Source organism: Clostridium folliculivorans, from assembly GCF_024341905.1.
Classification (GTDB): domain Bacteria; phylum Bacillota; class Clostridia; order Clostridiales; family Clostridiaceae; genus Clostridium_AR; species Clostridium_AR folliculivorans.
The window spans coordinates 110,276-136,777 of record NZ_BQXY01000001.1 but is presented as its reverse complement, the minus strand read 5'-3'; the positions used below and the strand labels follow the sequence as shown (position 1 = coordinate 136,777).

The window sequence follows — 26,502 nt, the reverse complement described above, 5'->3', positions numbered from 1 at the left end:
AATATTATTTATTATATTTTTTTTCTATATCAGCTATTTTATTTATTCTTGTTGCGTGTCTTCCACCTTCAAACTCAGCTGAAAGGAATGTATCAACAATATCTAAAGCTAAACCAGTACCTACTACTCTTTCACCCATAGCTAAAATATTAGCATCATTATGTTGTCTTGTAGCATGAGCACTAAAAGTATCAGCACAAACTGCAGCTCTTATTCCTGGAACTTTATTTGCAGCTATAGAAATTCCAATACCAGTGCCACAAATTAATATACCAAAATCAAACTGTTTTGTCACTACTGCTTCTGCAACTTGAATGGCATAATCTGCATAATCACAAGAACTTTCAGTTAATGTACCAAAATCCTTTACCTCTATCCCTTTTAATTTTAAGTGTTCAATGACTTCACCTTTAAGCCTGAATCCACCATGATCACTTCCAATTGCTATCCTCATAATTGCACCTCCAAAATTTATAAAAAAAGAAGACTAAAGCATTAAAAAATGCCTTTATCTTCCTTTATTTTTATCAATACTTTACCTATTATATTTTTTAATTGATCATATGTTTTTGAATAGACGTCAATAGAACCGCCGTATGGATCTGAAATCTCACCATTTACGCCAGCATATTCACATAACGAAAATACATTATTAGATTTTTCATGAAAATTTGAAGCTATTAAATCTCTCATATAGTTAGTCATAGTCAATATTAAATCGGCATTACCTATCATATCAGAAGTAAGTTGCACAGCTGATCTTTCACTAATATCATGAGACAGATTGTTCATGACTAAACTAGCTGAGTGCTTGGAAGTTTTACTACCAGGAACTATTGAAATTCCCGCTGAATATGCTCTTACGCCATCTATATCACAAATGCTATTAAATATAGCTTCAGCCATACAACTTCTACAAGTGTTACCTGTACACACAAAAAGAATATTCATACTTCCCTCCAATTTAAGCTTTTATTATATCAAATCCAGCTGCCTTTCTTAATCTATTCATTATAGCAAGGCCTATACCATCTTCAGTAAACGCTTCGCTAATAATATAATCTACTGCTGAATCATCAAACTTCCTTAATGTTTCAAAAAGATTTTTAGCTACTTCCTCAATATTATTTCTACTACCAAGCGAAATAACATTACCTTCTTTATATAAATTCTTAGTTTCCTCTGTAGCCATAATACCAACTGTAAACCCTTTTTCTATATAATTTTGCACTATTTCATTTATTTTTTCAACACTTTTTTCTAAAGAACCTTCAACTATCGAAACCTTTGCTTTAGGTGCGTAGTGTCTATACTTCATTCCTGGAGCCTTAGGTTTGATATCTTCTGATGGCTTCTTCATAATTGCAGCATCTATATATACGTCAGGATCCACTTCCTTAAGCATATCTAAAGTTATGCCTCCTGGTCTAAGTACGCAAGGTGGAGTCACTGTACAATCAATTATGGTTGATTCTAAGCCTACATCACTTTCATTACCACCAATTATAAAGTCAACCTTCTCATTTAAATCTTCAATACATCTATATATATCAGTAGGACTCGGTCTACCAGATATATTTGCAGATGGAGCCGCAATGGCAGTTTTAGATAGCTGTATAAGCTTAAGTGCTAATTTATCCTCTGGCATCCTTATTCCAATAGTGCTAAGTCCAGCTGAAGTAATATCCGGTATAATAGCCTTTTTATTGAACAAAATAGTAAGCGGTCCTGGCCAAAACTTATTCATTAGTTTTTCCGCCACTTCTGGAATGTCTTCAACATACTTTTCTATATCCTTACTTGCAACATGAATAATAAGCGGGTTATCTTGAGGCCTTCCCTTCGCAATAAATATTTTTTTTACTGCATCCTCGTTTAGAGCATCCGCTCCAAGTCCATAGACTGTTTCAGTTGGGAAGACTACCGTCCCACCATTTTTTATGCTTTCTGCCGCTCTTTTAATATCGTCTACATTTTCTTCAATATTATTAATTATTCTCACTTCAGTTTTCAAAACAATTCACTTCCTCTAGATCTCAAATCTCAAGTTGGCCTCTTGCAATCTTAACATTTTCTATACTTAAATCAGTATATATTGCTTTAACACAATTCCTATATACTAAATCTAACAGCTGATATTTTAAGAGCCCTCCATGTTTTATAATAGTAAAATAATATAGTTCTTCTGGCTTAAGTATTTTTATCTTTCTATATTCATTTGCAACGTAGGGATATTTCTTAAAAAAACTTTTTGTTATCGGCTTCATAAATTTATTTCTAAGTTTCACTGTAGTTACAATTATCATTTCCATGTTTTCGTCTTTTCCTTCAGTATGAACTAAAACAACTTTATCGCACAATATAACATTTTCACTTTTCAAAAGACCTGTTCTTATCTTTAGCTTGTTATTTGAACACTGAAAATCAATAGCTATACTATTTGCAACAGCAAAAATAGCAATTAATATGAATACCTCTAAAAAAGCCAAATAACTAGTATAGAATATTGTAGTCTTTCCTAGAAGAAATACTATTATAGGTAGAGCAAAAAAGAGAAATAACATACTTAACAAAAATAATCTATACGACTTTTTTTGCTTCTTTACCGCCTTTGAGATATGCATAGTAGCTACTCTCCTTTATTAATCGTATTATTTAAGCCCTACATTTTCATGTAAGGCTTAAAAATTAAACTAATTAAAAATCAGTATTTCCCATAGCTTTCATCTTTTCAGCTTGGTCTGCAGTTATAAGACCTTGGATCATTTCTTCCATATCCCCATTTAAAAATGAATCTAATTTATAAAGTGTTAATCCAATTCTATGATCTGATACTCTTCCTTGTGGATAGTTGTATGTTCTTATTCTTTCACTTCTATCCCCTGTTCCAACTTGGCTCTTTCTATCTTCAGCTATACCAGCAGCTCTTTCAGCCTCAGCTCTTTCAAAAAGTCTTGATCTCAAAACTTTCATAGCCTTTTCTTTATTCTTAAGCTGTGATTTTTCATCTTGACAGGATACAACAAGTCCTGTTGGAAGATGCGTTATTCTTACAGCTGAATCTGTTGTATTTACACACTGTCCACCGTGACCAGATGCTCTAAATACATCGATTCTAATATCTTTTTCACTTATATCTAATTCTACATCATCAACTTCAGGTAATACAGCTACTGTAGCAGTTGATGTATGAATTCTACCGCTTGATTCTGTATCAGGGACTCTTTGAACTCTATGAACACCTGATTCAAACTTAAGTCTTGAATATGCACTATCACCTTTTAGCATGAATACAACTTCTTTAAAACCACCAATATCAGTTTCATTTGTACTCATAAGTTCAACTTTCCATCTATGGGTCTCAGCGTATCTTGTGTACATTCTAAAAAGATTTGCAGCAAACAAAGCTGCTTCTTCTCCACCAGCACCTGCTCTGATTTCTATAAATACGTTCTTATCATCATTAGGGTCTTTTGGAAGTAATAAAACTTGCAAATCACTTTCTAATGTAGTTTTTTGTTCAGAAAGATCTTTTATCTCTTCTTGAACCATTTCTCTCATTTCTCTATCATTTTCCTCAGCTAACATTTCTTTATTGGTTTCTATCTCATCTAAAACATCTTTATATTGTGTATACTTATTCACAACTATTTCTAGTTCCGCATGTTCTTTGCAAAGTTTTCTCCACTCGTTCTGATTAGCCATGATAGATGGGTCTGATATTTTTACCGAAAGTTCATCATACTTATTTTCTATAAAGTTTAATCTATCTAATATCATCCTATCACTCCGTAATAATAAATTTCATATTTTTTTATTATATCATATATATTCCTATCATATCAATAGGAAATATATATAGACCACTTTATACTTGAATTACATCTTCGATTTCTCTCACCAAAAACTATGAAAGTTATAAAGATAAATCTTGAATTTAAGTTACTTATTATTATAAATAAATAACTTTATAATTGAATTCATATCTTTAAAGCCTCTTATCAATAAACTTAGATGTTTTACAAATAGATTTAGTCTTAAAGTTATTAATCTTTAACAACCTTAGATTTTCATCATCTAATTGCAGTTACAACTCTATCAAGTGATGCCAGGTCCTTAACTATTTTAACATTTTTATATCCTTTTTCAACTAGTAATTCTTTTACAGCTTCCCCTTGATCATACCCTATTTCAAAAGCTATAGTCCCGCCTTCTCTAAGAACTTTTACACTCTGATCAATTATTCTTCTGTAAAAATTAAGACCATCTTCCCCTCCACTAAGTGCTATGATAGGCTCATAATCCTTAACATCTCCCATCAATGTAGGAATAACATCTTCCTTAATATAAGGTGGATTAGAAACAATTATATCGTAAATTTTATTTTCTTTTATAACTTCTTCTAATAGATTACTTTTTATAAATCTACATCTTTCTTCTAAGCTTAAATCTCTGATGTTTCTTTTAGTAACCAACTCTGGGGTATCTTCTATATCTATAAAATCCACCTTAACATTCTCTTGATTTTTTGCTACCGCAATGCCTATAGCACCACTACCACAGCATAAATCACATAAATCAATTGCTTCTCCATCCTTAATTATACCCAAAACTTCATCTACTAAAACCTCTGTATCGGCTCTAGGAATTAAAACACCACTTTCAACATGTAATTCTATTCCGTAAAATTCCGCGTGTTCAAGAATATACTTTATAGGCATTTTATTTTCTCTTTTCTCAATAAGTGCATAGAATTCTTTGCATTTTTCTTCTTCAACCAATTCTTCTCTATGAGTAATTAAATAAAGCTTATCTTTGTCTATTACTTTTCCTAGAATAAGTTGACAATCCAAAACATAACTATCTATTTCTGCTGCTTTAAGCTTTTCATTACCTTTACTAAGAAGTTTACCGATAGTCTCATCATCCTTTATCCCTTCGGCCGCCTTAAGCGCTCTTATAGCAACTTCAATTTGGTCATCTTCTGGTTCTCTCGTAGTTAGATTTTGAAGCTTTAACCCTGGTGCTGCAATTAAGTGAGATAAGAAACTCTCGCTTCCCCCAATCCATTTTATAAGTTCAAAAGTCATCCCAGAAACTAAAGGTAGCAAAATCACTCTAGATAGTATTCTCTCCAGGAGTGAGTTCCAACCAGTAAAAGAAAAAGCAAATATACTAACTAGCATTACTAGAAGCATAAAATTAGTACCACACCTTGGATGAAATCTTTCAAACTTCTTTACATTTTCTACAGTAAGTTCCATCTCATTTTCATAGCAAAATATAGTCTTATGTTCTGCACCATGGTATTGATACAATCTATTTATGTCATCAAGTCTTCCTATTATATACATATACCCTAAAAGTATTATTACTCTTATTACACCCTCAATCATATTGAGCCCTACTACTCCTATCCCTAAATGCTTAAACAATGAAGTAATTGCAGTAGGTATAGCTACAAATAATCCAACAGAAAATATTAAAGATACCAATAATGTAAATCCCATTATTATATCATTACTTTTCTCGCCAAACTTATCATTTATCCATTTATCAAATTTTGAAGGTTCTTCGTCTTCCTCAAAAAATGATGCAGAATAATTAATACATTTGATTCCCTCCATCATCGAATCCACAAGAGATATAAAACCTCTTATTACTGGCAAACCAAGTATTTTATATCTTTTAGATATTGGTACAGTGTTCTTAAAATCAACTTCTATCTTTCCATCAGGAGTTCTTATTGCCGTTGCTAAACCACTAGCCCCTCGCATCATAACTCCTTCAAGTACTGCCTGGCCTCCAACCTTAGTTTTCCTCATATTTACCATCCTTTTATACCGAATATTTTTATAGTTATACATTTTATTCGTTTCTTGATTTTTTATACTTAAAATAACAATCTCCACATAAAGACTCGTATTCTACATCATCCACATTATCTATAGCTATTTGCTCACCTTCAAAAACAAAATGGCCGTTTATCTTTCTACCATTTAATATAGCTTTATTTCCACAGTTACATATAGTCTTCATCTCTTCTATACTATGCGCAATTAATAGTAATCTTTCACTTCCTTCAAAACCATTCATTTGAAAATCAGTTCTTAATCCATAACATATTATAGGTATATCCTTAACTACAGCAATTTCAAGCAACTGATCTATTTGATAGCTTTTTAAAAATTGAACTTCATCCACTAAGATGCAATGTATTTTACCATTTAGTTCTACCCATTGAGATACTTTTTCAAAAATATTGTCATCATTTTTAACAAGCAAATCTACAGTTCTTTCTACACCTAATCTAGATACTAGCTTGTCCCCACCCTTTTTATCAGTAGATGATTTTATAATTAAAATATTCATTCCTCTTTCTTCATAATTATATGCCACCTGCATAAGATGAGTTGACTTTCCTGAATTCATAGCACCGTATCTAAAATATAATTTACTCATAAAATAATCTCCTTTTTTCATCCTCAAACGTGTTTTATATGATTATATCATTATATGTATATCTATAGATAGATTAGTTTCAAACAAAATGCATTTATCAAACTAACTGTAAATAATAGTTAAAGCAATTATTAGTGCGATTCTAGTGATGGAAATGGAATAGTTATTTCTATGAACAGATAAACCAATTTACCCCTTAAACTCAAAATAATTTTCACTAATATTATTCTATTTTGTTTATAATTAATTGGTCAATTAGTAAAATATTCATCATCAATCATTAAATGTAATAACTGTAGTTTGATAGACATATTTATTATTACCTCCTTATTGACTCACGTATTATGTCATGCTATACTTTAGTAGTTGCAAAAGCGACAGTATTTATTTCGAAAGAGGTGAACAAGATGAGAGAAGGCATACATCCAGAATACCACAACGACGCTGTGGTTAAGTGCGCATGTGGAAACACATTTACAACTGGTTCAGTTAAATCAGAACTTAAGGTAGAAATATGCTCTAAGTGCCACCCATTCTTCACTGGTAAACAAAAAATCATTGATGTTGGCGGTAGAGTTGATAAATTCAAGAAGAGATTTGGTCTTGAAAAGTAGCAACCGTGGGAAAGATAGACTCTTTCCCATTTTTGTTGGAAATTTAGGCATCTTCAATAACGGCTAGTACTTAATTAGCTGTTTTGAAGATGCCTTATATAATTTTTAGATCATGATCTAAAAACGAAATTTTATATCTTTATTATGAAATAAATGTTAAAATATAAATTAAATGAAAATTATATTCTAAAAACAATTTTTCTATATTATTTTATCAGCAAAGAGAGTGAGAAACATGAAGAAACTTCTTATTTTAACAGCATCTACAGGACAAGGTCATAATCAAGCAGCAGACTCTTTAGTTGAAACCTTTTCCCAGTTTGGATATGAAGTTATTAAATACGATTTTTTATATAATAGTAGTAAATTACTTAATAATGTTCTCGTTGTAGGTTATGAACTATTCGCCACAAAGGCACCCAACCTTTACGGTACATTTTACAAAGCTACCAATATAAAATCTATGAATAACATAATAAAGATCTCCTTTTGGAACACCTCAAGAAAACTATTAAAATTTATAGATGAAAACAAGCCAGATTTAATAATAGGTACTCACCCATTTACAATAAATGTAGTATCAATGCTTAAAAAAAATCAGCTTACTGAACTGCCTTTTATTTCTATAGTCACTGATTTCAAAGCTCATTATACTTATGTATCTAATTATGTAGATGCTTATGTTACCGGAAGTGAGTATACAAAAAACGACTTAATTTCTCGCGGGATAGATTCAGATTTAATTTTCCCTTACGGAATTCCGATAAGAAGAGAATTTTACGTTAAAAATCATGAATATGCAGAAGTAAAAGATACTGATTATTTCAATATACTTCTTATGAGTGGTAGTATGGGACTTACCAATATATATTATGTACTTAAGGAACTGGTTAACAATAAACATAAGCTTAGAATAACAGTTGTTTGCGGAAAGAATACCAACTTGAAAAATAAGCTTCTAAATTCATATTCCAAACCCATTGAAGGCAAAAAGATTCATATCCTTGGTTATACCAATGATATATCTGCAATAATGGATTACAGTGACATTGTTATATCAAAACCAGGTGGACTCACAGTTACAGAATCAATAGTGAAAAACCTACCACTTGTTATTCCATTTGCTATACCTGGTCAGGAAACAGAAAACACTGAATTTCTAACCAATGAAGGTTGTGCTATCTATGTAGATAACCTCAAAGCCTTAAATGCATCCTTAGATAACTTGATAGAAGACCCGGAATTGTTACAGACTTTAAAGAAAAACCTTTACAGACTTTCATCAAAATTTTCATTAGAAGCCATAGTTTCATTGGCTGAAAATATACTAAAGAAATAAACAGGCTGCAAGTATTCTTACTTACAGCCTGTTTATTTTTATCTTGAATTGTTATCTAAAATACTTTTATCAAACATATTTAAGAATTCTTTATTATTTTTAGTTTTTGAAAGTAAAGCTATCAATTTTTCAGTTATACTTTCAACATTACCTTCTCTATACATTACTTTTCTTATAGCATATGCTGCTTCTTTTTCATCATCATTAAGAAGTAGATCTTCTTTTCTAGTTCCAGACTTATATATATCAATGGCTGGGAATATTCTTCTTTCTTGAAGTTTCCTATCTAAGTGAACTTCCATATTTCCAGTTCCCTTAAATTCTTCAAAAATCATATCATCCATTCTACTTCCTGTATCAACAAGAGCAGTTGCAAGTATTGTAAGACTTCCGCCTTCTTCTATCTTCCTCGCTGCGCCGAAGAATTTTTTAGGCATTATAAGAGCTCCTGGATCCAATCCACCTGAAAGAGTTCTTCCTGTTGGTGTTATTGTTAAGTTATATGCTCTAGATAATCTAGTTAAACTATCTAGCAAAATAACTACATCTTTGCCGTGTTCAACCATTCTTTTAGCTCTATCTAAAACCAGTTGAGCCACTCTAGTATGATTTATTGGTTCTTCATCAAAGGTTGAGTATATTACTTCACCATGTATACTTCTTTGCATATCTGTAACTTCTTCTGGACGCTCATCTATTAATAAAACCATCAATGTTACATTTGGGTAATTTCTAGATATGTTTTGCGCTATCTTCTTAAGTAAGGTTGTTTTACCAGCCTTTGGAGGAGCTACTATTATTCCTCTTTGTCCTTTACCTATAGGTGATACAAGATCCATAAGTCTTGATGATAAATCTTTCTCATCATTAGTTTCTAGTCTTAATCTCTCATTTGGATAAATAGGAGTCAAGTTTTCAAAGTATTTTCTTCCGATAGCAGTCTCTGGTCTTTCTCCATTAACTTTTTCTACATATAGTAAAGCCTTAAATTTTTCGCCTTCTTTTGCTTCTCTTACTTTACCTTCAATTTCATCCCCAGTTCTCAAGTTAAATCTTCTTATTTGAGATGGTGATACATATATGTCTTGATCTGAAGTCAAATAATTTCTACATCTTAAGAATCCAAAATTGTTTGTTTCCATTATTTCTAATATTCCTCTAGCTGAATTAGAGGTATTGATCATTTCCTTTAATCGTTCTTTCTTTTCTTCAACTTTTTCTTCACTTACATTTTCTTGTTGCACTTCAACCTTTTCAGTAACAGCTTTTATTTCTTCTATTTTTTCTACAGGTCTATCAACTGTTTTTGCTTCTTTTTCTACATCGGTTAACTTAGGAGCAATTTTTTCTCTTAGTTCAACCCCATCTTTTTTTATAACATTTGGAGAGCTTTTAACTATTTCTTCAATAAGCTCACTTTTTTTCTTTTTTGAAATATTTTTTATCCCTAAATCTTTAGCTAACTCTTTTAGCTCAGTTAAGGTTTTCTTTTCGTAAAATTCTGCTGTCAAAATGACACCTCCATATTTTTTTAAGGGAATCAACAAAGGAAACAATAGAAATGAAAGTATAAGGTTAATTATATCTAAATCTAAAATATATGAGTATTACAAACTTATTAATTTGCAAATCTTGAGTTGTTACATATTTGAAATTTTTGCAATATACCAAATATCGGAGTGTAATTAACATAAATCAACACAATGACATTAAGAGTAATATTAGCAATCCATAAATTGCATTTTATTGATTCACTATCGTAAAATCTTCTTGGTTTTGATTTATTAGTACTGAAAATATTTAGAAATGACTAACAAGAAAGACTTTGGTCTTTTGAGCATTTATTCTGCACTAAACACAATTTAGCTTCAGTAACATTTATAATACAATTAGCATTTATATTATGCTTTATTAGAAACATATTTTCAAGTATTTTTTTTCATATATATAATTATTGAGTAATAATGATAATTTTATTCACTATTTATATGCAAAGTATATAGTTTTTCAGATAAAATAAGTTGTTACTTTTTATTTATATAAGTAACTTCTTAAGCTCTGTTTTAAAATAATTAAGAAAAAGGTTTAACAAGAACACTTCTTGTTAAACCTATAAATCTACATGTATATTATTTATTAGCTATAGCAGCACCTATAAAGTCTTTAAATAGTGGATGTGGTCTATTAGGTCTTGATTTTAGCTCTGGATGATATTGAACAGCCACAAACCAAGGATGGTCTGCTATTTCTACTACTTCTACTAATCTTCCATCTGGAGATGTTCCAGCTATTCTCATTCCTGCATCTGCTATTGAACTTCTGAACTCATTGTTGAATTCATATCTATGTCTATGTCTTTCATATATTAAACTATCTGAATAAGCTACTTTTGAGAAAGAATCTTCTTCTAATTTACATGGATATAATCCAAGTCTCATAGTTCCACCAAGATCTTCTACATCTTTTTGTTCTGGCATTAAATCAATTACTGGATAACTAGTTTCCGGATCAATTTCTGATGAATTAGCTCCAGTATATCCAAGAACATTTCTAGCGAACTCAATAACAGCACATTGCATACCTAAACATATACCAAGGAATGGCTTTTTGTTTTCTCTTGCCCATCTTATAGCTTCTATCTTACCCTCAATTCCTCTATCTCCGAAACCTCCTGGTACTAATACACCATCAACACCTGAAAGTAAAGTGCCTACGTTGTCAGCAGTGACATCAACTGCATTTATCCACTCTATTTCAACCTTAGAATCATTATGTAATCCACCGTGATTTAAAGCTTCAACTACAGAAATATATGCATCATGAAGTTCTACATACTTACCAACTAAAGCTATCTTAGTGACTTTAGAAAGACTCTTTATTCTATCTACCATTTGAGACCATTGTGTATTATCAATGTCACAGCATCCTAAGCTCAATTTTTCAACTACTAGCTTATCTAAACCTTCATTATGTAACATAAGTGGTACTTCATATAAATCTTCTGCATCAAGATTTTGTATTACTGATCTTCCGTCTATATTACAGAATAAACCTATCTTATTCTTAATATCATCAGATAAAGGTTTTTCTGCTCTACAAACAATGATGTCTGGTTGTATACCTATCCCTGTTAATTCTTTAACTGAGTGTTGAGTAGGTTTAGTCTTTAATTCTCCTGCTTTTCCTAAGTATGGCACTAGTGTAACATGTATAAAGCACACATTTTCTCTACCAACTTCATACTTAATTTGTCTTATAGCTTCTAGAAAAGGTAGTGATTCAATATCTCCAACAGTTCCACCAATTTCAGTTATAACTACATCTATATCTTTTTCTTTCGCTACTCTATAAACACGATTCTTTAATTCGTTAGTTATATGAGGAACTACTTGAACTGTTCCGCCTAAGTATTCGCCTTTTCTTTCCTTAGAGATAACAGACCAGTATACTTTTCCTGTAGTAACATTTGAGTTCTTAGTCAAATTCTCATCGATAAATCTTTCGTAATGACCTAAATCAAGATCTGTTTCAGCTCCATCATCTGTTACGAACACTTCTCCGTGTTGATATGGACTCATAGTACCTGGATCTACATTTAGATACGGGTCAAACTTTTGTATTGAAACTTTCATTCCTCTATTCTTAAGCAATCTTCCTAAAGACGCAGCAGTGATTCCCTTACCTAAAGATGAAACTACTCCCCCTGTGACAAATACATACTTTGTGGTTCTCTTGCTCATACTATTTCCTCCTAAGAATCTATTTAAAAAAACTATTGACACTGTAATGATTTCTTATTATAATAGTTATTACCCACCATTTAAGCTGGGTAATTGTTGTCTTAAACACAATGATAGTATTTTATCACATATCAGATTCTTATTCTAGTCTTTTTTTTATGTTTTTATAGCATTTTTTCTATTTCTTCTTCCACATATAGATATTTATCTCTGAATTCTTTATTTATCAAAAACTTTTCTTCAGCCTTTTTCACATTATAATTAATGCTTCTAGAAGACTTCGCTCTCAATATGTTTAACAGTTCTTCTTTTTTTATACAGTCATACTTCTTCATCAATAGCAAAAACATATATTTATTTTCCCTACTTTTCAAAAAGTCTCTATGTTCATTTATGTCAACTCCATGATACTGGCATAATAATTCAATTATCTTATAGTATCTATCATACAATTTGCTCACCTCTTCTTATATTGTAATTATTGCCATCTATCTTGTTCATTAAACTTCTTTTATCAGAATTTATATTTTTATATACAGCAAAAAAAGATTTAGAATTCATACTAGATAATTCCTTGAATAAGAATCACCTAATAGTAAACACTAAATCTCTTTGTAAGTTTGATATTTTATACTTATTGTCATTTAAATCATATACCTAAATATAAAACTTTTCTCTATTCTTTTTAATAAATATTGTTACAGCTTAGTTTCTTGCCTTTATATTTATTTTCAATTGAGTATTATTACTTTCTTGACCACTTACACTTAAATCATAATCAATAAATATATCTCCACCATACTCATCTATGTCTATCTTTAATTCTTTAGTATCTATTTTAAGCTCTAACATCCCATAAGGAGTATTGTAAAGGCTTATTGATGTATTATCTTTTTGAAAATTCATCTTAGTTGCAGTAGTACCTTCCCTTTCAAGAATAAGCTCATTGGAAGTTATTGAGATTTTAGTCTTTGTTCCTTCCATACCTGATATTTCTGTTTCATCATATATTGCTTCGTATCCATCTTCTTTAATTAAAAACTCCCCCGGAGTTACTACTTCAATAAGATCTTCTTGATCAGCTGGCACTTGATTACTTGCTATTGAAATTATCGCCTTTTTTTTCATCTTTTCCTCCTAGCCTACATACGCATTTTGCTTCGTAAGCATATTAATTTACAACTATATAATAGTTTAATAATTTTAATGCCTTTATTCAAGTGTTATATAAAATATTTATAAAAAAGTCGCTGAAGCGACCTTCTTCAGCGAGCTTTTTTAACGCATCTGCCTTTCCGAATGTATATGAGGAAAATCTGGCAGGCGAATAAGTTTTGTTTTTTTACTGTATAGCCATAAAAAAACTTCTAAATCCGTTGAAATATGTAGACTTAGCTAACTTCAAATTTTATACTTTTCTATACAGTAAAAAAGTCGCTGAAGCGACCTCCTTCAGTGAACTTTTTTAACGCATCTGCCTTTCCGAATGTATATGAGGAAAATCTGGCAGGCGACATATTCTTCTTTTTTTATCCTTTAACTTATACTATGTCTTAAGTCTGTTCGCATAATTATCCACAGATATAATTGAGATATAATTTCTTAAAGAATAAAAATTTAAGGCTCTATTCCAAAACAATTTAATATTTAGAAACAGAACCTTATAATACTATATTTTTTTTACAATATCATCAAAGATTTCTTTTATTTTAAATTTGAATACAACCTTATCATTAGATTTATCTTTTCCTAATTTGCTTTGATTATCTACTTCATCATACTCTTTATCTGTTAAAACTCTTTTCATTTGCTTTTCCGTTTCATCATAGGATACTTGTCCCTTTGTTATATCAATAAAGCATAGAGGTGGAAACATAACACACCACCAGTTTTGTCCTTTTCCAGATCCAATTATAACTCTATAAGCCTCATAATTGCCTTGAGGTAGTGTTATATTACCATAAGTTTTTACCGGAAAATTCTCATGATCTAATGTGCTGTTTACCTCATATTTATATCCATTATCTTTTATTACTTTACTTGCTATCTTTTTAATTTGTTCATCGTTTTCCTTTAATATCTTCCTTGATTCATCTATTGATTTTGAATCTTTTAACTTTGGAGTTATATATTTTAGTATTTCATCTCTTACCTTAAGCTTTAACTCCTGATCCTTTTTATCATCACTATTAGCTATTACATGAAACCTTATTAATTTATCTTTTATTTCATCACTTACGGAACTGCCATCTTCCTGACCATATACGGTTATCTTGTTTAAAGTATTATAGGAAAATATTCCTATTGTTAATGAGAATATAATAGTTACAATAAATAATATTTTTTTCATAAAAAAATCAACCCCCTGACACTTGTAATTATTGCCAAAGGGTTTTCTATTTATACATTTTTATTTTAAATGGTTCTAGTTATATATACATCTCTATATTTTTCTTTCATCTTCTCATAGCAATTCTGTGCCTTTACCATGTCTTCAAAGAAAGCAAAAACTGTAGGACCACTACCACTCATCAATGTTCCTAAACACCCTAAATTAACCATACTATCTTTTATTCCTTTTATTAACGGATGTTTTCTAATAGTTACATTTTCTAGTACATTCTTCATATTCTCAGCTACAAATTTTATATTACCTGAATTCATCTCGTGGATTAAATTATTTATTTTAGGGTGCTTATAGATACGTTTTATATCTAGTAACCCATACACTTCTTTAGTTGAAACACCAAATGGTGGTTTAACAACAACTAATATATAATTTTTAAAGGACTTAAGAGGCTTAATCTGCTCTCCTATACCTTCGCAAAGCGCTGTTCCGCCTTTCATACAATAAGGTACATCCGCACCTATTTGGAGCCCTAAAGCCAAAAGTTCTTCTTCAGTTGCATTGATTTCAAATATATCATTCATACCTTTAATTACAGCAGCAGCATCTGTACTTCCACCAGCCATACCTGCAGACATTGGTATTTTTTTTATTATATCAATTTTAACCCCACCTGAAATACTATACTTTTCTTTAAAAAGTTTAGCAGCTTTATAGCAAAGATTCCTACTGTCAGTTGGTATAAATGGGTTATCACAGGTTATAGTTATATCATCATTACTCAATTCTTTATTAATATGAATAACATCATATAAATCGATTGTTTGCATTATCATTCTTAATAAATGATAACCATCCTCTCTTTTACCAATAACATCTAAGGCTATATTTATTTTAGCATAAGCTTTTAGTATCATTTATTTTCAACCCTTCCCCTTGTTCTATAATAATTATATATTTTATCGCAATAAATGCAATATATAGTTTTATGGGATTTTACCTTATATAATTAATAAAATAGGTCTAAACTGGGTTTACAATAATCATAAATAATATTAAAAAACAACAGTTGAAGCCGAAATCAAGCTATCATACTGTTGTTTTTATAATAAGTCTCTTTCATGTTTTAATTATGGTTAATAGACTTTTTACATATGAACTACATTTTCTAATTCAATTAGATCAACCACTTCTTCTGACTTATCTTTAATATAATTAATAAGTCTTTCAAACTCTTCAAAGAACACTACTATTACATCACCAGGAATTGAATCACTTAAAGCATTATCTAAAGCTACCACTTCATCAAGTATTACATGTATGTCTTTTTCTGATTTATATTCCAAGACTCCCTTTAAGAGAATGTCCGCAACTTCTCCTTCTCTTCGCCCTCTTTTATCTAGATCTTCTTTTATATATATCTTATCTAGAAAGCGTGCTGATAAGGCACCTAATCTTTGTATACTATCATCACTTCTATCACCTGGAACACCTATTACTCCTATTAATCTATTATGAGGCATGCCTTTTAGAGCATCTAAAACGCAAGTATAACCATCTATATTATGCCCATAATCTAAGATAACCTTAGTTCCATTTATATCATACTCATTAAATCTTCCTGGATTTGATTTTTCATCACTAAAGAAGGTTGTTAAACCTTTAGCAATTATAGCATAGTCTAAATTTATACCAACTAATGCGCTACATGCCGCTAAACAATTATATATATTGTACTTTAAATTCCCATTCTTAGTTATTGGGATATCTTTTATCATACATACCGCATATTTTTTATTATTATTTTCAACGTATATAGTTCCATCAAAAGCATAAACAACAGGATTGCCTTCCATAGCATTTTCTCTAATATACTGGTTATCTCTATTCATGGAGAATAATATCTTCTTTTTATCTCTTATTCTATCTAAAACCTTAACACTCCATATATCATCTACATTTATAACAGCATATCCTTCTTCTTTAACAGCTTCAGCAACCAAAGCCTTTGCAAAAGCCAGTTGTTCCATTGTATCTATATTATCTATACCAAGATGATCTTCAGTGATGTTTGTTATAATACCTACATCTGCAACATCATAAGCTAATCCATTTCTAACTATTCCACCTCTAGCAGTTTCAAGCACCGCTACATCTACATCTTTATTTAACAATACCGATTTTGCGCTTTTAGGACCAGTATCATCACCGGTATCAATATATTCTCCATTTATAACTACTCCCGAAGTAGTTGTCATCCCAACACTGTATCCCATAAGACTTATTACATGAGATATCAACCTAGTTGTGGTAGTCTTACCATTAGTACCAGTAACAGAAATAACTGGTATACTTTTCGGATTTCCTTCATACATCATATCTACTATCGCTCCTGCTACATCTCTTTCCTTGCCGAAGGTTGGATAATGATGCATTCTAATTCCAGGAGCCGCATTTACCTCAACTATAATCCCTTTACCTGAAATTGGCTCTGATATATTTTCTGTACATATATCTATTCCACAAATATCTAATCCTATAGTTTTCGCTACTCTAATACACAATTTTATATTTTCCTCACATATCTCATCAGTACAATCTATAGATATGCCTCCAGTAGATAAATTAGCATTTTCCCTCAAAAACACTCTTTCACCTTTTACTGGTATAGATGAAATATTGAAACCTTGTTTTCTTATACAGCTAATTAAACATTCATCCATCTTAACTTTTGTTAATGGCTTTTCATGTTTTTCTCCTCTTCTAGGATCGCTGTTTAAATTTCTTATTAAATCTTTAATATTAGTAGTTCCATCCCCTATTACAAAGGGAGGTAATCTTTTTGCCGCAGCTATAACTTTATTGTTTACAACACAAACTCTATAATCCTCTCCTTTTACATACTTTTCAATAATTATATCTTTATAATCATCATTTATAGCTTTATAGGCTTTAAGCAATGACTTTTGATCAGTTATATTGAGTATAACCCCTTTACCTTTGTTTCCAAATTGAGGCTTTAATACTACTGGATATCCTACATCATCAGCCTTTTGCAACAAATCTATAGTATTAAATACTTTTTCACCTATAGCAACAGGAATAAACTGAGCTTTTAAAAGCTGTTTTGTAAGCATCTTATCACAAGCTATATCAGCTCCTATACATCTAGTAGAATCTCCTAAGGCTGCAGCTATAACTCTACCTTGCTTTCCATATCCTATTTGATACATTCCTCCATCTCCAAGCTTAAGAACCGGGAGTTTCCTTTTTCGCGCTGCATCACAAATAGCTTTAGTACTTGGCCCCATCATCTCTTGTGACATCGTTTGTTTTAAGAATTCCAATCTTTCTTCAAAGTTAATTGGTTTTTGCTCTATCAAAGAATTTATTAAATCTATAGCAAGATACATAGCTCCTAAAGCCATATTTTTATATTCATATTGGATTATCATATAGTACAGGTCATCTTTTATCTCTCGCGCTTTTCCATAAGCTACATCTATACCTAATATATTTTGAATAGCAATAGTAATATGTTCACATATATGAGCAAGATATGTACCCTCTTTTAATCTCGTTACAAAACCATTATCCTCATCAATTCCACATCTATGTTTATTTAATTCTGGTAACATCTTTACAAGAGTATCATTAAAATTAGGAATATCTTTACTTGGAATCTCACAATAACCTTCCAAATCAACATCTGCTCTTATGCACTTCTTATGGGAATATATGTTTTTCCCATCATAAACTATTTCTTTAATAAGCTTCATTTTAATTATTTTCCTCCTCAAAAGGTGCCTTACTAATTAGATCAAATCTATGTCCTTTAGCTAGAACATGCATTTTCACATTGAAAATACTAAGCAAATCATCTTGATGCTGCTCAGAAACATTCGTATATGTTATTTGGCTTCCATCTAAAATATACACCGCACCTGAACCTATAACTTTAAGATGATCATCCCTCCGTATAACTATAGCAGTATCCTCATCAATGCCTATTCCTAAAGCTTGAGGATTTTGTGCCACTCCACCTAAAAGTCTTCCTATTCTTCCTCTTTGAGAAAAATGCTGGTCTACTATAATATTTTTCACAAGTCCAAGACCTGGAGACATTTTTAAAGTGCATTTTCTAGGAGATTCTTCATCATCACCAGTAACAATCATGGTATCACTCATAACAGATGCTCCTGCTGAAGTTCCAACCATATAGCACCCTCTTTCAGAAGCGCTAAGTATCTCCTGATATATTGGGGTTCCTCCAATTATACTTGTTATTCTTAACTGATCTCCTCCAGTAAAAAATATGATAGAAGCTTCTCTTACTATATTTATATTTTTTTGAAGAGAACAGTCATCTCTATGTTGTACATCCAATATCTCTATTTTTTTAACACCTAATTCTGTAAAGACTTTCTTATATTTATCTTTTGCCTCTTCAGGTTTCTCTGTAGCTATAGTAGCCACAGCCAACACATCATTTTCTTTATTTATTTTAGAACATACATATTTTAATATCTCTTTATTTCCCTCTTTATCTTCTGCTCCTCCTATAATGATTAAATTTCCTTCAGATTTTATATTCACAAAAAAATCACCTCTAATCATTCATTTTTTTATTTTAACCATGTTGTTTATATTTATTCATTTACCCATTTACTTCCACTAGGGCATATTAGCTATAGTTTCATTTTGACCATTATTACTTTATGTATTGACATTCTATCTCCATTGAATAAAACTGTTATAATATTAAGTACAATCTCCATGCACAATTTAATATATCGTTTATTGTGAATAAATAAAGACTCTTTCAATTAGGCTTTAGATAAATGTTCTGCATAATTTAAACTAAAAATTATTATTACATAAAACAGCAGTAATTATATCTTTACCTACCAATATACAAAAAATACTTTCAATTTTTAACAACAAATTTCTTCATCAATTAGTACTCAATTAAAGATTTTTGCAACAAAAAAATGAACTTTTAAGCATACTTTCACTTAAAAGTCCATTTATAACTAAATATTAATAATCCATAAAAGCTACATTACAGCTCTTCCAGGTATTATAAGCTTTTGATTTACGCAAATTGAGTCTGGTCCTTCTAGATTATTTATCTTTAATAACTCAGCCATTGTAGTATTAAACTTCTTAGCCAAGTCCCAAAGAGTGTCGTGCTTCTGTACTGAGTAGATTGTTATAGATGCTTTCTTACCTGCAACTTCGCCTTCTTTTTCTTCTACCTCTGAAATATATTGTTTTTTGCTCAAAAGGTATACTTTAGCACTTGCATTTATAACTGCCTTTATAGCAATTGTATGTGCTTCTATAGAAGCTTGAAGACTTTCTATCCATGCTTTAACTATAGATTTCATATTATCCTTTATATCTTGCATATCTACAGTTGTAGTGAATGGAATTTCAGACTTCATGTTTGCAACATTATTATCTGTATCAGCAGTCTTGTATATTACATTAACATTTACAATACCATCGATAACAACCTTATTATCAACAATTTTATTTTCTAATGAAACCACTTCTCCTGTGGTGCTTAAGATTTGTAATGGCTCATTAGAATTTTGTTCAGGCTCTAGATTGTCCTTTATAATAGTCTCATTATTTCCTTGACCATGTAGCACAGTCATCTCTACATCATCTTTCTTTAGTTCCATATTTCTAACTGGAGAATATGCGTCTTCGATTATTTCCAAATCATCTTTGCTATATACTTTTAATTGTCCACCTAGTAATACTTCAATATCAAGGGTTCTAGCCTCACCTAAATCATCTTGACTAATACTGTATTCAGTTCCTGTAACTCTGAATTCACCATCAGTAATCATAGCTGAAGAAACACTTTCTGCGTCTTCTTCTTTTGTCAAAAATAAATCATCCTCTATAGGAACTAATTCTCTTGAATCTGCAGCTTTGTATAATAGATCTAATTTACAATAACAAGATACTTGAACCTTACCATCTAAGGCCCTTATTTCTTTTTTATGAAGCTGTACATTTATTTTGATGATTTTTCCTATCTGTGGTTTATCCATTCCAATTTGCAAACTTGCTTTAGTTGATAAATCAAACCCTTTTTCATAAACAAGCTTATCAAATGCTTCAACTCTCTTTTTAACTTCAATATCGCCTGAACCTTCAATATCTTTTACAAATTCAAAGTTATCTTTCTTGTACACAGTGCATTTTGTTGAAAAAATACATTCCAAGCTAACTTTTCTTTCATTTATTATGTTTGAATTAATATGTTCAACTTCACTCTCTGCATCGCATACCATTCTATGTTCAGCGCCGGCAACATCAATATAGTTTGCAAACTTATCGCTATAAGTAATTGTATGGACTCCTAATCCTTCATCTTCTTTTGCTAAATAGATTACATTGTACTCTACCTGACCTTCAACATAAACCCTTTCTTGTACTACTTCCTTATTAGTAATAACAGGTTTAGCCTCTACGGTAAGTATTCTCACCACATCCGGATGGGTATCCGGAATTAAGTATTCACCTTTCAATACTGCATCAGATGAGCTTATACTGAAAAGTCTTTCATATTCGATATTCTCTTTTATCACATCTAATCCTGCCAAATTCATCCCTCCCATAATATACCTACTATAATGTATACACTATAGGATTCAAAATTATGATTAAATATTTATATAAATTTACTTAATTATTTCTGCAGATTTTGTCGAAATTAAACAAGTTTTTTTTACATCTTGGGTTGACAAGTTAAAAAATATGTCGTATTATAAAGATGGTTATTGACCATATAACCTCTCATAAATTCTCAATACCCTTTTATACCATAGTTGAAAGATGGAAACCCACCATCTTTCTTTTTTTATTTTATTAGTAAACGTTTAATTTGATTATAGCTTTTAAATAAACTATTAATAAAATATTTATGTTACGTAAAATTTCTAGGTTTAGCTAACTTGAAAATTTTATATTTTCCTTTATAGTAAAAAAAACTAAAAACCCCGTAGGGATTTAAAGTTTTTAGTTATAAATCATATATCACAAAATAAATTAATTCTATAATTGCAACATATTCATACATGCATAACTTCAAATCGCAAAACGAGGTTTTTAATTATCCTTTAAATACAAGCTGTACAGTCTTTGTCAATACATCTGAATAACTATATGTCACAGTCCTTTGGGTGTCAGTTTCTAATCTAATAACAAATATACTTGGGTACACACTCTCAAGTACACCATTATTAACTAGAACCTTTCTTCGTCCTCCATTAGCTCTAAGTATAACTTTTTCACCAATATGACCTTCTATGTCTTTCCTTATGGAAGATAATGTCTTACTCTTTTCCATATGAACACCCTCTTTCCTATTTCTATTATACCTCTAAATAACCTTACTGTCAAATTAACCAAATATTTTATCACTATTTGTTTTGTTTTGTCAATGTAAAATTTCTATTAATATTTTATGAATTTTTCACATCTTTCTATAGTTTCTTCATAAAAATGAATTTTATTCTTTCTATATATATTTTTCTTTATACGCTGTTGTACTTTTATGTAAACTAACCTTATTTATTGGTTTAATTTACGTCAAAGGCTTAATAGAACACCTATAAATATAGCAATTTATAATTTTTATTTTCTTATCCTAAGTCCAATACTTCAATGTTTTCTATAGTAAAGTATAAAAAAAGTCGCTGAAGCCACCTTCTTCAGTGAGCTTTTTTAACGCATCTGCCTTTCCGAATGTATATGAGGAAAATTTGGCAGGAGACATAAATTTTATTTTTTACTGTATAGCCATAAAAAACTTATAAAAGCATTGGAATGTCTAGATTTAGCTACCTTGAAAATTTTATAACTTCCTATACAGTAAAAAAATAGAAAGCCCCTTCTCAGTTAGACACTTTCTATTTAACAAAGTATTTATAATATTTTATTAAGCCTATCATTATAGTAAAACATTGTTTAATTAAGCTGCATAACTTTTTTATGTTTTAGGATTTTTTCTAGAGCATCATTATAAAAATATTGACTTAGATTTTGCTTCATAATATCAAAGAAAGCCTCTATTGATGAATTTGAAATATCTATCTTTATCTTTATATCATATACTTCCATAATTAATTCTCTTGTCATGTAACTAAATCTAATATCAGTTATCTCATCCCATTTTATAACTTCTGTTGCTTTAAATATATTTATATAGCGTATTTCTTTATCAGTTATATATATATCAACATTTTTCCAATATAACACCATATACGCCCCTACACAAAGAAGTATTGTAGACAACAATGTAATAAAAATATTTTCCTTCATAACATCTACATAGCTACCTAAAAGAGATATCAAAGTAGAAAATAAGATAAGAACGATTCCATAAATACAGTATAGCTTATTTACTTTAATATTTAAGTTATTTTCTTTCATATTCTTAACCAAAGAAGAATTTAAATACATTGATATACTCTTTATCAAAGCACCTATTGAGATTAAAGCTATTATTATCACTTCACCCACTCCTTAAAAAACATATATATTTATATAATTATTTCTATATACTCCATAAAATTCCTTCCAATATTTTACAAAAGATATTTTTTTAGGCTATATTTAAGAATATTATTGAAATTAAGATGATTAACCAATCAATTTCACCATGGCGCTTTAACAGCGCCTTTTTTAAAATGAATAAAGCAGCTCCAGATAGAAGCTGCTTTACTTTCACTTTATAACATGTAACTATATATCTATATAGCCAAGATATGTAAAAGGATTCTTATTATAATTCTTTATATAATGTAACTTATAAAAAATTACTATTTAAGACCATTTTCATAGCTTTCTATAATCTTCTTAACCATAGATCCACCTACTGAACCATTTTCTCTTGAAGTTAAGTTACCATTATAGCCTTCAGTTAAGTTAACCCCTAGTTCTCTTGCTGTCTCAAACTTAAATTGACTTAATTTATCTTTTGCTTCTGGAACTAAAATTCTGTTTCCTCTGCTTGCCATGATAATTTCCTCCTTAATATAATTAATTTTTATTACACTAATATATTGCTCAGAATTAGGATTCTTATTATATATATCTATTGGAAACTAACTTATCTTTATCCATTATTACAAATAAAACTTTTGTGTTCCATCTAACTCCTATATTTCCTTCAAACTTCACCAACCTTTAGTTTTAATTCTATATTATTTCAAGTTTACATATGTAAATATTCTTCACATAAAAATAAACTTAAATTTTCTATATTAACTTCACATTAGTAATAAACAAAATATCTGGATTAAGCCCTTTATAAAAAAACAAATCAGATTTTCTAACAAATAAATAAAGTTCTTTCCTTAATATATCCATCACTTTCATATCTTTAAAAAAATATCGTAATACTTTCATTAATCTATATTATAAATTACTAAGAACATATTCTAAATTTAAACATATATTATACCATAAAACGTATTTATTTGACCCTTTCAAGCTGAATAACTGGTGACGTATAAATAAATTTTATTTATACGCTATTATAGTGGACAACTATAACACTGCTACAACTAAAAAACTTCAAACAATATGATTAAATTATGAGGTGTAAATAATGGCATATAGTAATAATGATAAACAAAGGACTCCTTCTGAGGTATATGAGCTACTTCAGTTAATAGTACAAAAACAAGAACAATTACAAACTCAATTACAGGAGCAAGCTCAGGTTCAAGCTCAATTACAGAAACAACTTCAAGATCAGGAGCAAAAACAGCTTCAAGATCAAGATCAACTTCAAAAACAGCTCCAGGATCAAGATCAAGATCAAAGACAGCTTCAAGGACAATCTGACTATGAAACTGAAAGTATCAGTTTTGGAGATATAGGTAACAACAGAGTAACTGTTAAAGTAGATAATAACGCTATAGCAGTTTTAGTACTAGCATTACTTGGTTTATCAAACGGCTCTGTAGAGGATAGCGAACTTAAAGGCTATATAAATGCGCTAATAACAAAGAGCAGTCTTTCAGAATAAAATATTTATCTTTTCAATAAGTCTAGGGGACTACCCTAGACTCTTTATATTTTTATCAACTTTAATAATATTCATATAATACTTGCTTTAAGATCTTAAAACTTAAACAGCATCCATTTACAAGTACACATCTCATATTTAATCTCATACAATCTTTCATTACTTGCTATTAAACTTTGGCATACAAATATAAGCATATCATTTCCTGCTATTCTTTCCTTATATAATTTAATTACTCTATCAATCTTAATTACACAATTCTCACCTTCGCTAACCTTAAATCTTACAGGATGCGGTTTACCATTTATATCAAACCAAGCTACCATTTCTATACTTTTAGCAACAATCTTCAAGATCTCACCACCTACGTACATATGTTCGTAATTATTTTATCAAACTACCTCTTTTTTATCAACAATTCTTATGGATTACTTTGAAATATTTTCTTTTCAAATTATTAATTGGTATTTATATCTTAATTTTATTCATTGTAATCCTTTTTATTTCTATTGCAAGTATTATTATACTATCAATTAACTTCATAAACCCTATCAAAGAGCTTAAAAACACAGCTACTGAAATTGTTAATAGTGTTAATATACAAAATCAGAAGGTATCTGAAACTGTTGATAATTTAGACAATATGTATGGATTTAAGAATAAGAGTGCAAGAAAGTGATCTTATGAAATCTCTTGTCTCTTCCTTTGGCGCTATTCCATCACCAATGGATTCTTCCTTAGTATTACAAGCTTTAGCTTTAGGACAAGTTGATGGCGCTGAAAATAATACTGCAACATATGTTTCTTCTAGTCAATTTAATGTTGCTAAATATTACACTTTTGATGAGCATTCAAGAATACCAGATATACTGGTAGCTAGTAAAACAGTTATGGATTCTCTATCGAAAGAAGACCAAGAAATAATAAAAAAAGCAGCTACTGATTCTGTAGAAGTACAGAAACAAGCTTGGAAGAGCAATGAAGAAGTTATGTTAACGAAAATGAAAGATGCTGGAGTTAAGATTACAGAATTAGATCAATCTTCTAAAAATCAGTTTAAAAACGCAGTTTCTCCTGTTTACGAAAAGTTTGCTAGCAAATATACGAATTTAATTAATCAAATCGAAGAAACAAAGTAGATACTATTTCTTAAGATTTTTAATTAAAAAATCCACTATTTTAGACTATAGGTTATCTTTTTTATAAAATAGCCTATAGTTTATTTTTTTACTTCTTACTTAAGATAATCTTCATTTTGCTTTGAGGTAACACCTTTAATTTCGCTAAATATATCTGAAGAATTCGCTTTTCCTTCATTACTTTTGTAATTTGCAACAATATCTTTAAGTTGCGGTATTATTCCAAGCAAATCCATGAATTCTCCTTTAGTTAGAGGTTTCTTATCGTCTTTAAGTTCATACCCAATTTGTCCACTAACTTCTATAGTAGCATATTTCACTTCAGCAATTGATTGAACCCCTATTTGTCGTAACCTAGTTTCAAGTCTATCCACTGTAAGTCTTAACTTTTTCATATTTTCAATATTTAGTTGCCCATTTTCAATTACTATAACTGATTTTCCTGAAAATAACTTTTCCATAAAATCAAACTTTAACTCTAAATATTCTATAAATATCATTGAAAATACAAGCATAAAGGCCGATACGAAAGTTCTTACTAAGCTTTTATCTGCCAATGGTTGAATGATTAGTTCTCCCATTCCAATCATAACAACAGTTTGTGCTATTGTCATTTGAGATATAGACTTTCTTCCTCCTAGTTTTAAAACTAAAGTGCCACCAATAAAAACTACAATTGCTTTAAAGATCAACACTGCTTCCATATAATTAATCTCCTTTTGAAAACTCCAAATAAAATATATAGATAATATAATTTATTATTGTCATTTTCAAAAACATCATGCATTTATTTTATTACACTTT

General features: G+C 30.0%; 25 protein-coding genes. 4 read left to right on the top strand and 21 right to left on the bottom strand.

Features of this window, described 5'->3' with window-relative positions; all coding sequences use genetic code 11:
* Positions 1-4 precede the first annotated feature (4 nt).
* From rpiB to OCU55_RS00630, 7 genes are all read right to left on the bottom strand, one after another.
* Positions 5-454, bottom strand: coding sequence for a ribose 5-phosphate isomerase B (rpiB, locus tag OCU55_RS00660; RefSeq protein ID WP_280923786.1), 450 nt, complete (start codon positions 452-454; stop codon positions 5-7).
* Positions 455-495: 41 nt separating this feature from the next.
* Positions 496-951 carry a low molecular weight protein arginine phosphatase gene (locus OCU55_RS00655; RefSeq protein WP_261850403.1) on the bottom strand — a complete coding sequence of 152 codons (456 nt, stop codon included), beginning with the start codon at positions 949-951 and terminating at the stop codon, positions 496-498.
* Positions 952-964: 13 nt separating this feature from the next.
* Entirely contained in the window at positions 965-2,014 is a 1,050-nt protein-coding gene (locus OCU55_RS00650) for an L-threonylcarbamoyladenylate synthase (RefSeq protein ID WP_261850402.1), read from the bottom strand.
* Between the two features lie 22 nt (positions 2,015-2,036).
* Positions 2,037-2,624, bottom strand: a complete 588-nt coding sequence (locus tag OCU55_RS00645) for a hypothetical protein (RefSeq protein ID WP_261850401.1) — start codon at positions 2,622-2,624, stop codon at positions 2,037-2,039.
* Positions 2,625-2,697: 73 nt separating this feature from the next.
* A complete protein-coding gene (gene prfA, locus OCU55_RS00640) occupies positions 2,698-3,780 on the bottom strand; it encodes a peptide chain release factor 1 (protein ID WP_261850400.1) in 1,083 nt (360 codons plus the stop codon).
* Positions 3,781-4,073: 293 nt separating this feature from the next.
* Entirely contained in the window at positions 4,074-5,825 is a 1,752-nt protein-coding gene (prmC, locus tag OCU55_RS00635; protein WP_261850399.1) for a peptide chain release factor N(5)-glutamine methyltransferase, read from the bottom strand.
* Between the two features lie 43 nt (positions 5,826-5,868).
* A complete protein-coding gene (locus OCU55_RS00630) occupies positions 5,869-6,462 on the bottom strand; it encodes a thymidine kinase (protein WP_261850398.1) in 594 nt (197 codons plus the stop codon).
* Positions 6,463-6,869: 407 nt separating this feature from the next.
* Between OCU55_RS00630 and rpmE the strand changes: the two genes are divergently transcribed.
* Both rpmE and OCU55_RS00620 read left to right on the top strand, forming a co-directional pair.
* Positions 6,870-7,076 (top strand): 50S ribosomal protein L31, encoded by a 207-nt coding sequence (rpmE, locus tag OCU55_RS00625; RefSeq protein WP_183279837.1) that lies wholly within the window; start codon positions 6,870-6,872, stop codon positions 7,074-7,076.
* A 235-nt stretch (positions 7,077-7,311) separates the two neighbouring features.
* On the top strand, positions 7,312-8,415 hold the full coding sequence (locus OCU55_RS00620) for an MGDG synthase family glycosyltransferase (protein ID WP_261850397.1): 1,104 nt from the start codon (positions 7,312-7,314) through the stop codon (positions 8,413-8,415).
* Positions 8,416-8,453: 38 nt separating this feature from the next.
* On the opposite strand, the gene rho is transcribed toward OCU55_RS00620, so the two are convergent.
* The 12 genes from rho to OCU55_RS00560 form a co-directional block, all read right to left on the bottom strand.
* Positions 8,454-9,926, bottom strand: coding sequence for a transcription termination factor Rho (gene rho / locus OCU55_RS00615; protein WP_261850396.1), 1,473 nt, complete (start codon positions 9,924-9,926; stop codon positions 8,454-8,456).
* A gap of 618 nt (positions 9,927-10,544) precedes the next feature.
* On the bottom strand, positions 10,545-12,155 hold the full coding sequence (pyrG, locus tag OCU55_RS00610; protein WP_261850395.1) for a CTP synthase: 1,611 nt from the start codon (positions 12,153-12,155) through the stop codon (positions 10,545-10,547).
* A gap of 164 nt (positions 12,156-12,319) precedes the next feature.
* Entirely contained in the window at positions 12,320-12,607 is a 288-nt protein-coding gene (locus OCU55_RS00605; protein WP_261850394.1) for a hypothetical protein, read from the bottom strand.
* Positions 12,608-12,860: 253 nt separating this feature from the next.
* Positions 12,861-13,283: a YwiB family protein gene (locus OCU55_RS00600; protein WP_261850393.1), complete on the bottom strand. Its 423-nt coding sequence runs from the start codon at positions 13,281-13,283 to the stop codon at positions 12,861-12,863.
* Between the two features lie 541 nt (positions 13,284-13,824).
* A complete protein-coding gene (gene spoIIR / locus OCU55_RS00595; protein ID WP_261850392.1) occupies positions 13,825-14,505 on the bottom strand; it encodes a stage II sporulation protein R in 681 nt (226 codons plus the stop codon).
* 65 nt (positions 14,506-14,570) lie between these two features.
* A complete protein-coding gene (gene ispE, locus OCU55_RS00590) occupies positions 14,571-15,419 on the bottom strand; it encodes a 4-(cytidine 5'-diphospho)-2-C-methyl-D-erythritol kinase (RefSeq protein ID WP_261850391.1) in 849 nt (282 codons plus the stop codon).
* Between the two features lie 231 nt (positions 15,420-15,650).
* Positions 15,651-18,281 (bottom strand): cyanophycin synthetase, encoded by a 2,631-nt coding sequence (gene cphA, locus OCU55_RS00585; protein WP_261850390.1) that lies wholly within the window; start codon positions 18,279-18,281, stop codon positions 15,651-15,653.
* Position 18,282: 1 nt separating this feature from the next.
* A complete protein-coding gene (locus OCU55_RS00580; protein WP_261850389.1) occupies positions 18,283-19,098 on the bottom strand; it encodes a cyanophycinase in 816 nt (271 codons plus the stop codon).
* 461 nt (positions 19,099-19,559) lie between these two features.
* Positions 19,560-21,125 (bottom strand): DUF3794 and LysM peptidoglycan-binding domain-containing protein, encoded by a 1,566-nt coding sequence (locus tag OCU55_RS00575; protein ID WP_261850388.1) that lies wholly within the window; start codon positions 21,123-21,125, stop codon positions 19,560-19,562.
* Positions 21,126-21,634: 509 nt separating this feature from the next.
* A complete protein-coding gene (locus OCU55_RS00570) occupies positions 21,635-21,871 on the bottom strand; it encodes a Veg family protein (RefSeq protein WP_183278747.1) in 237 nt (78 codons plus the stop codon).
* Between the two features lie 620 nt (positions 21,872-22,491).
* Positions 22,492-23,037 carry a hypothetical protein gene (locus OCU55_RS00565; protein WP_261850387.1) on the bottom strand — a complete coding sequence of 182 codons (546 nt, stop codon included), beginning with the start codon at positions 23,035-23,037 and terminating at the stop codon, positions 22,492-22,494.
* Positions 23,038-23,345: 308 nt separating this feature from the next.
* Entirely contained in the window at positions 23,346-23,543 is a 198-nt protein-coding gene (locus OCU55_RS00560; RefSeq protein WP_261850386.1) for an alpha/beta-type small acid-soluble spore protein, read from the bottom strand.
* Positions 23,544-24,136: 593 nt separating this feature from the next.
* Between OCU55_RS00560 and OCU55_RS00555 the strand changes: the two genes are divergently transcribed.
* Positions 24,137-24,559: a hypothetical protein gene (locus tag OCU55_RS00555; RefSeq protein WP_261850385.1), complete on the top strand. Its 423-nt coding sequence runs from the start codon at positions 24,137-24,139 to the stop codon at positions 24,557-24,559.
* A 95-nt stretch (positions 24,560-24,654) separates the two neighbouring features.
* On the opposite strand, the gene OCU55_RS00550 is transcribed toward OCU55_RS00555, so the two are convergent.
* Positions 24,655-24,912, bottom strand: coding sequence for a hypothetical protein (locus tag OCU55_RS00550; RefSeq protein ID WP_261850384.1), 258 nt, complete (start codon positions 24,910-24,912; stop codon positions 24,655-24,657).
* A 294-nt stretch (positions 24,913-25,206) separates the two neighbouring features.
* Between OCU55_RS00550 and dctP the strand changes: the two genes are divergently transcribed.
* Complete coding sequence (dctP, locus tag OCU55_RS00545) at positions 25,207-25,698, top strand: TRAP transporter substrate-binding protein DctP (RefSeq protein WP_261850383.1); 492 nt, start codon at positions 25,207-25,209, stop codon at positions 25,696-25,698.
* Positions 25,699-25,793: 95 nt separating this feature from the next.
* On the opposite strand, the gene OCU55_RS00540 is transcribed toward dctP, so the two are convergent.
* Positions 25,794-26,402, bottom strand: coding sequence for a DUF421 domain-containing protein (locus OCU55_RS00540; RefSeq protein WP_261850382.1), 609 nt, complete (start codon positions 26,400-26,402; stop codon positions 25,794-25,796).
* Between the last annotated feature and the right edge of the window lie 100 nt (positions 26,403-26,502).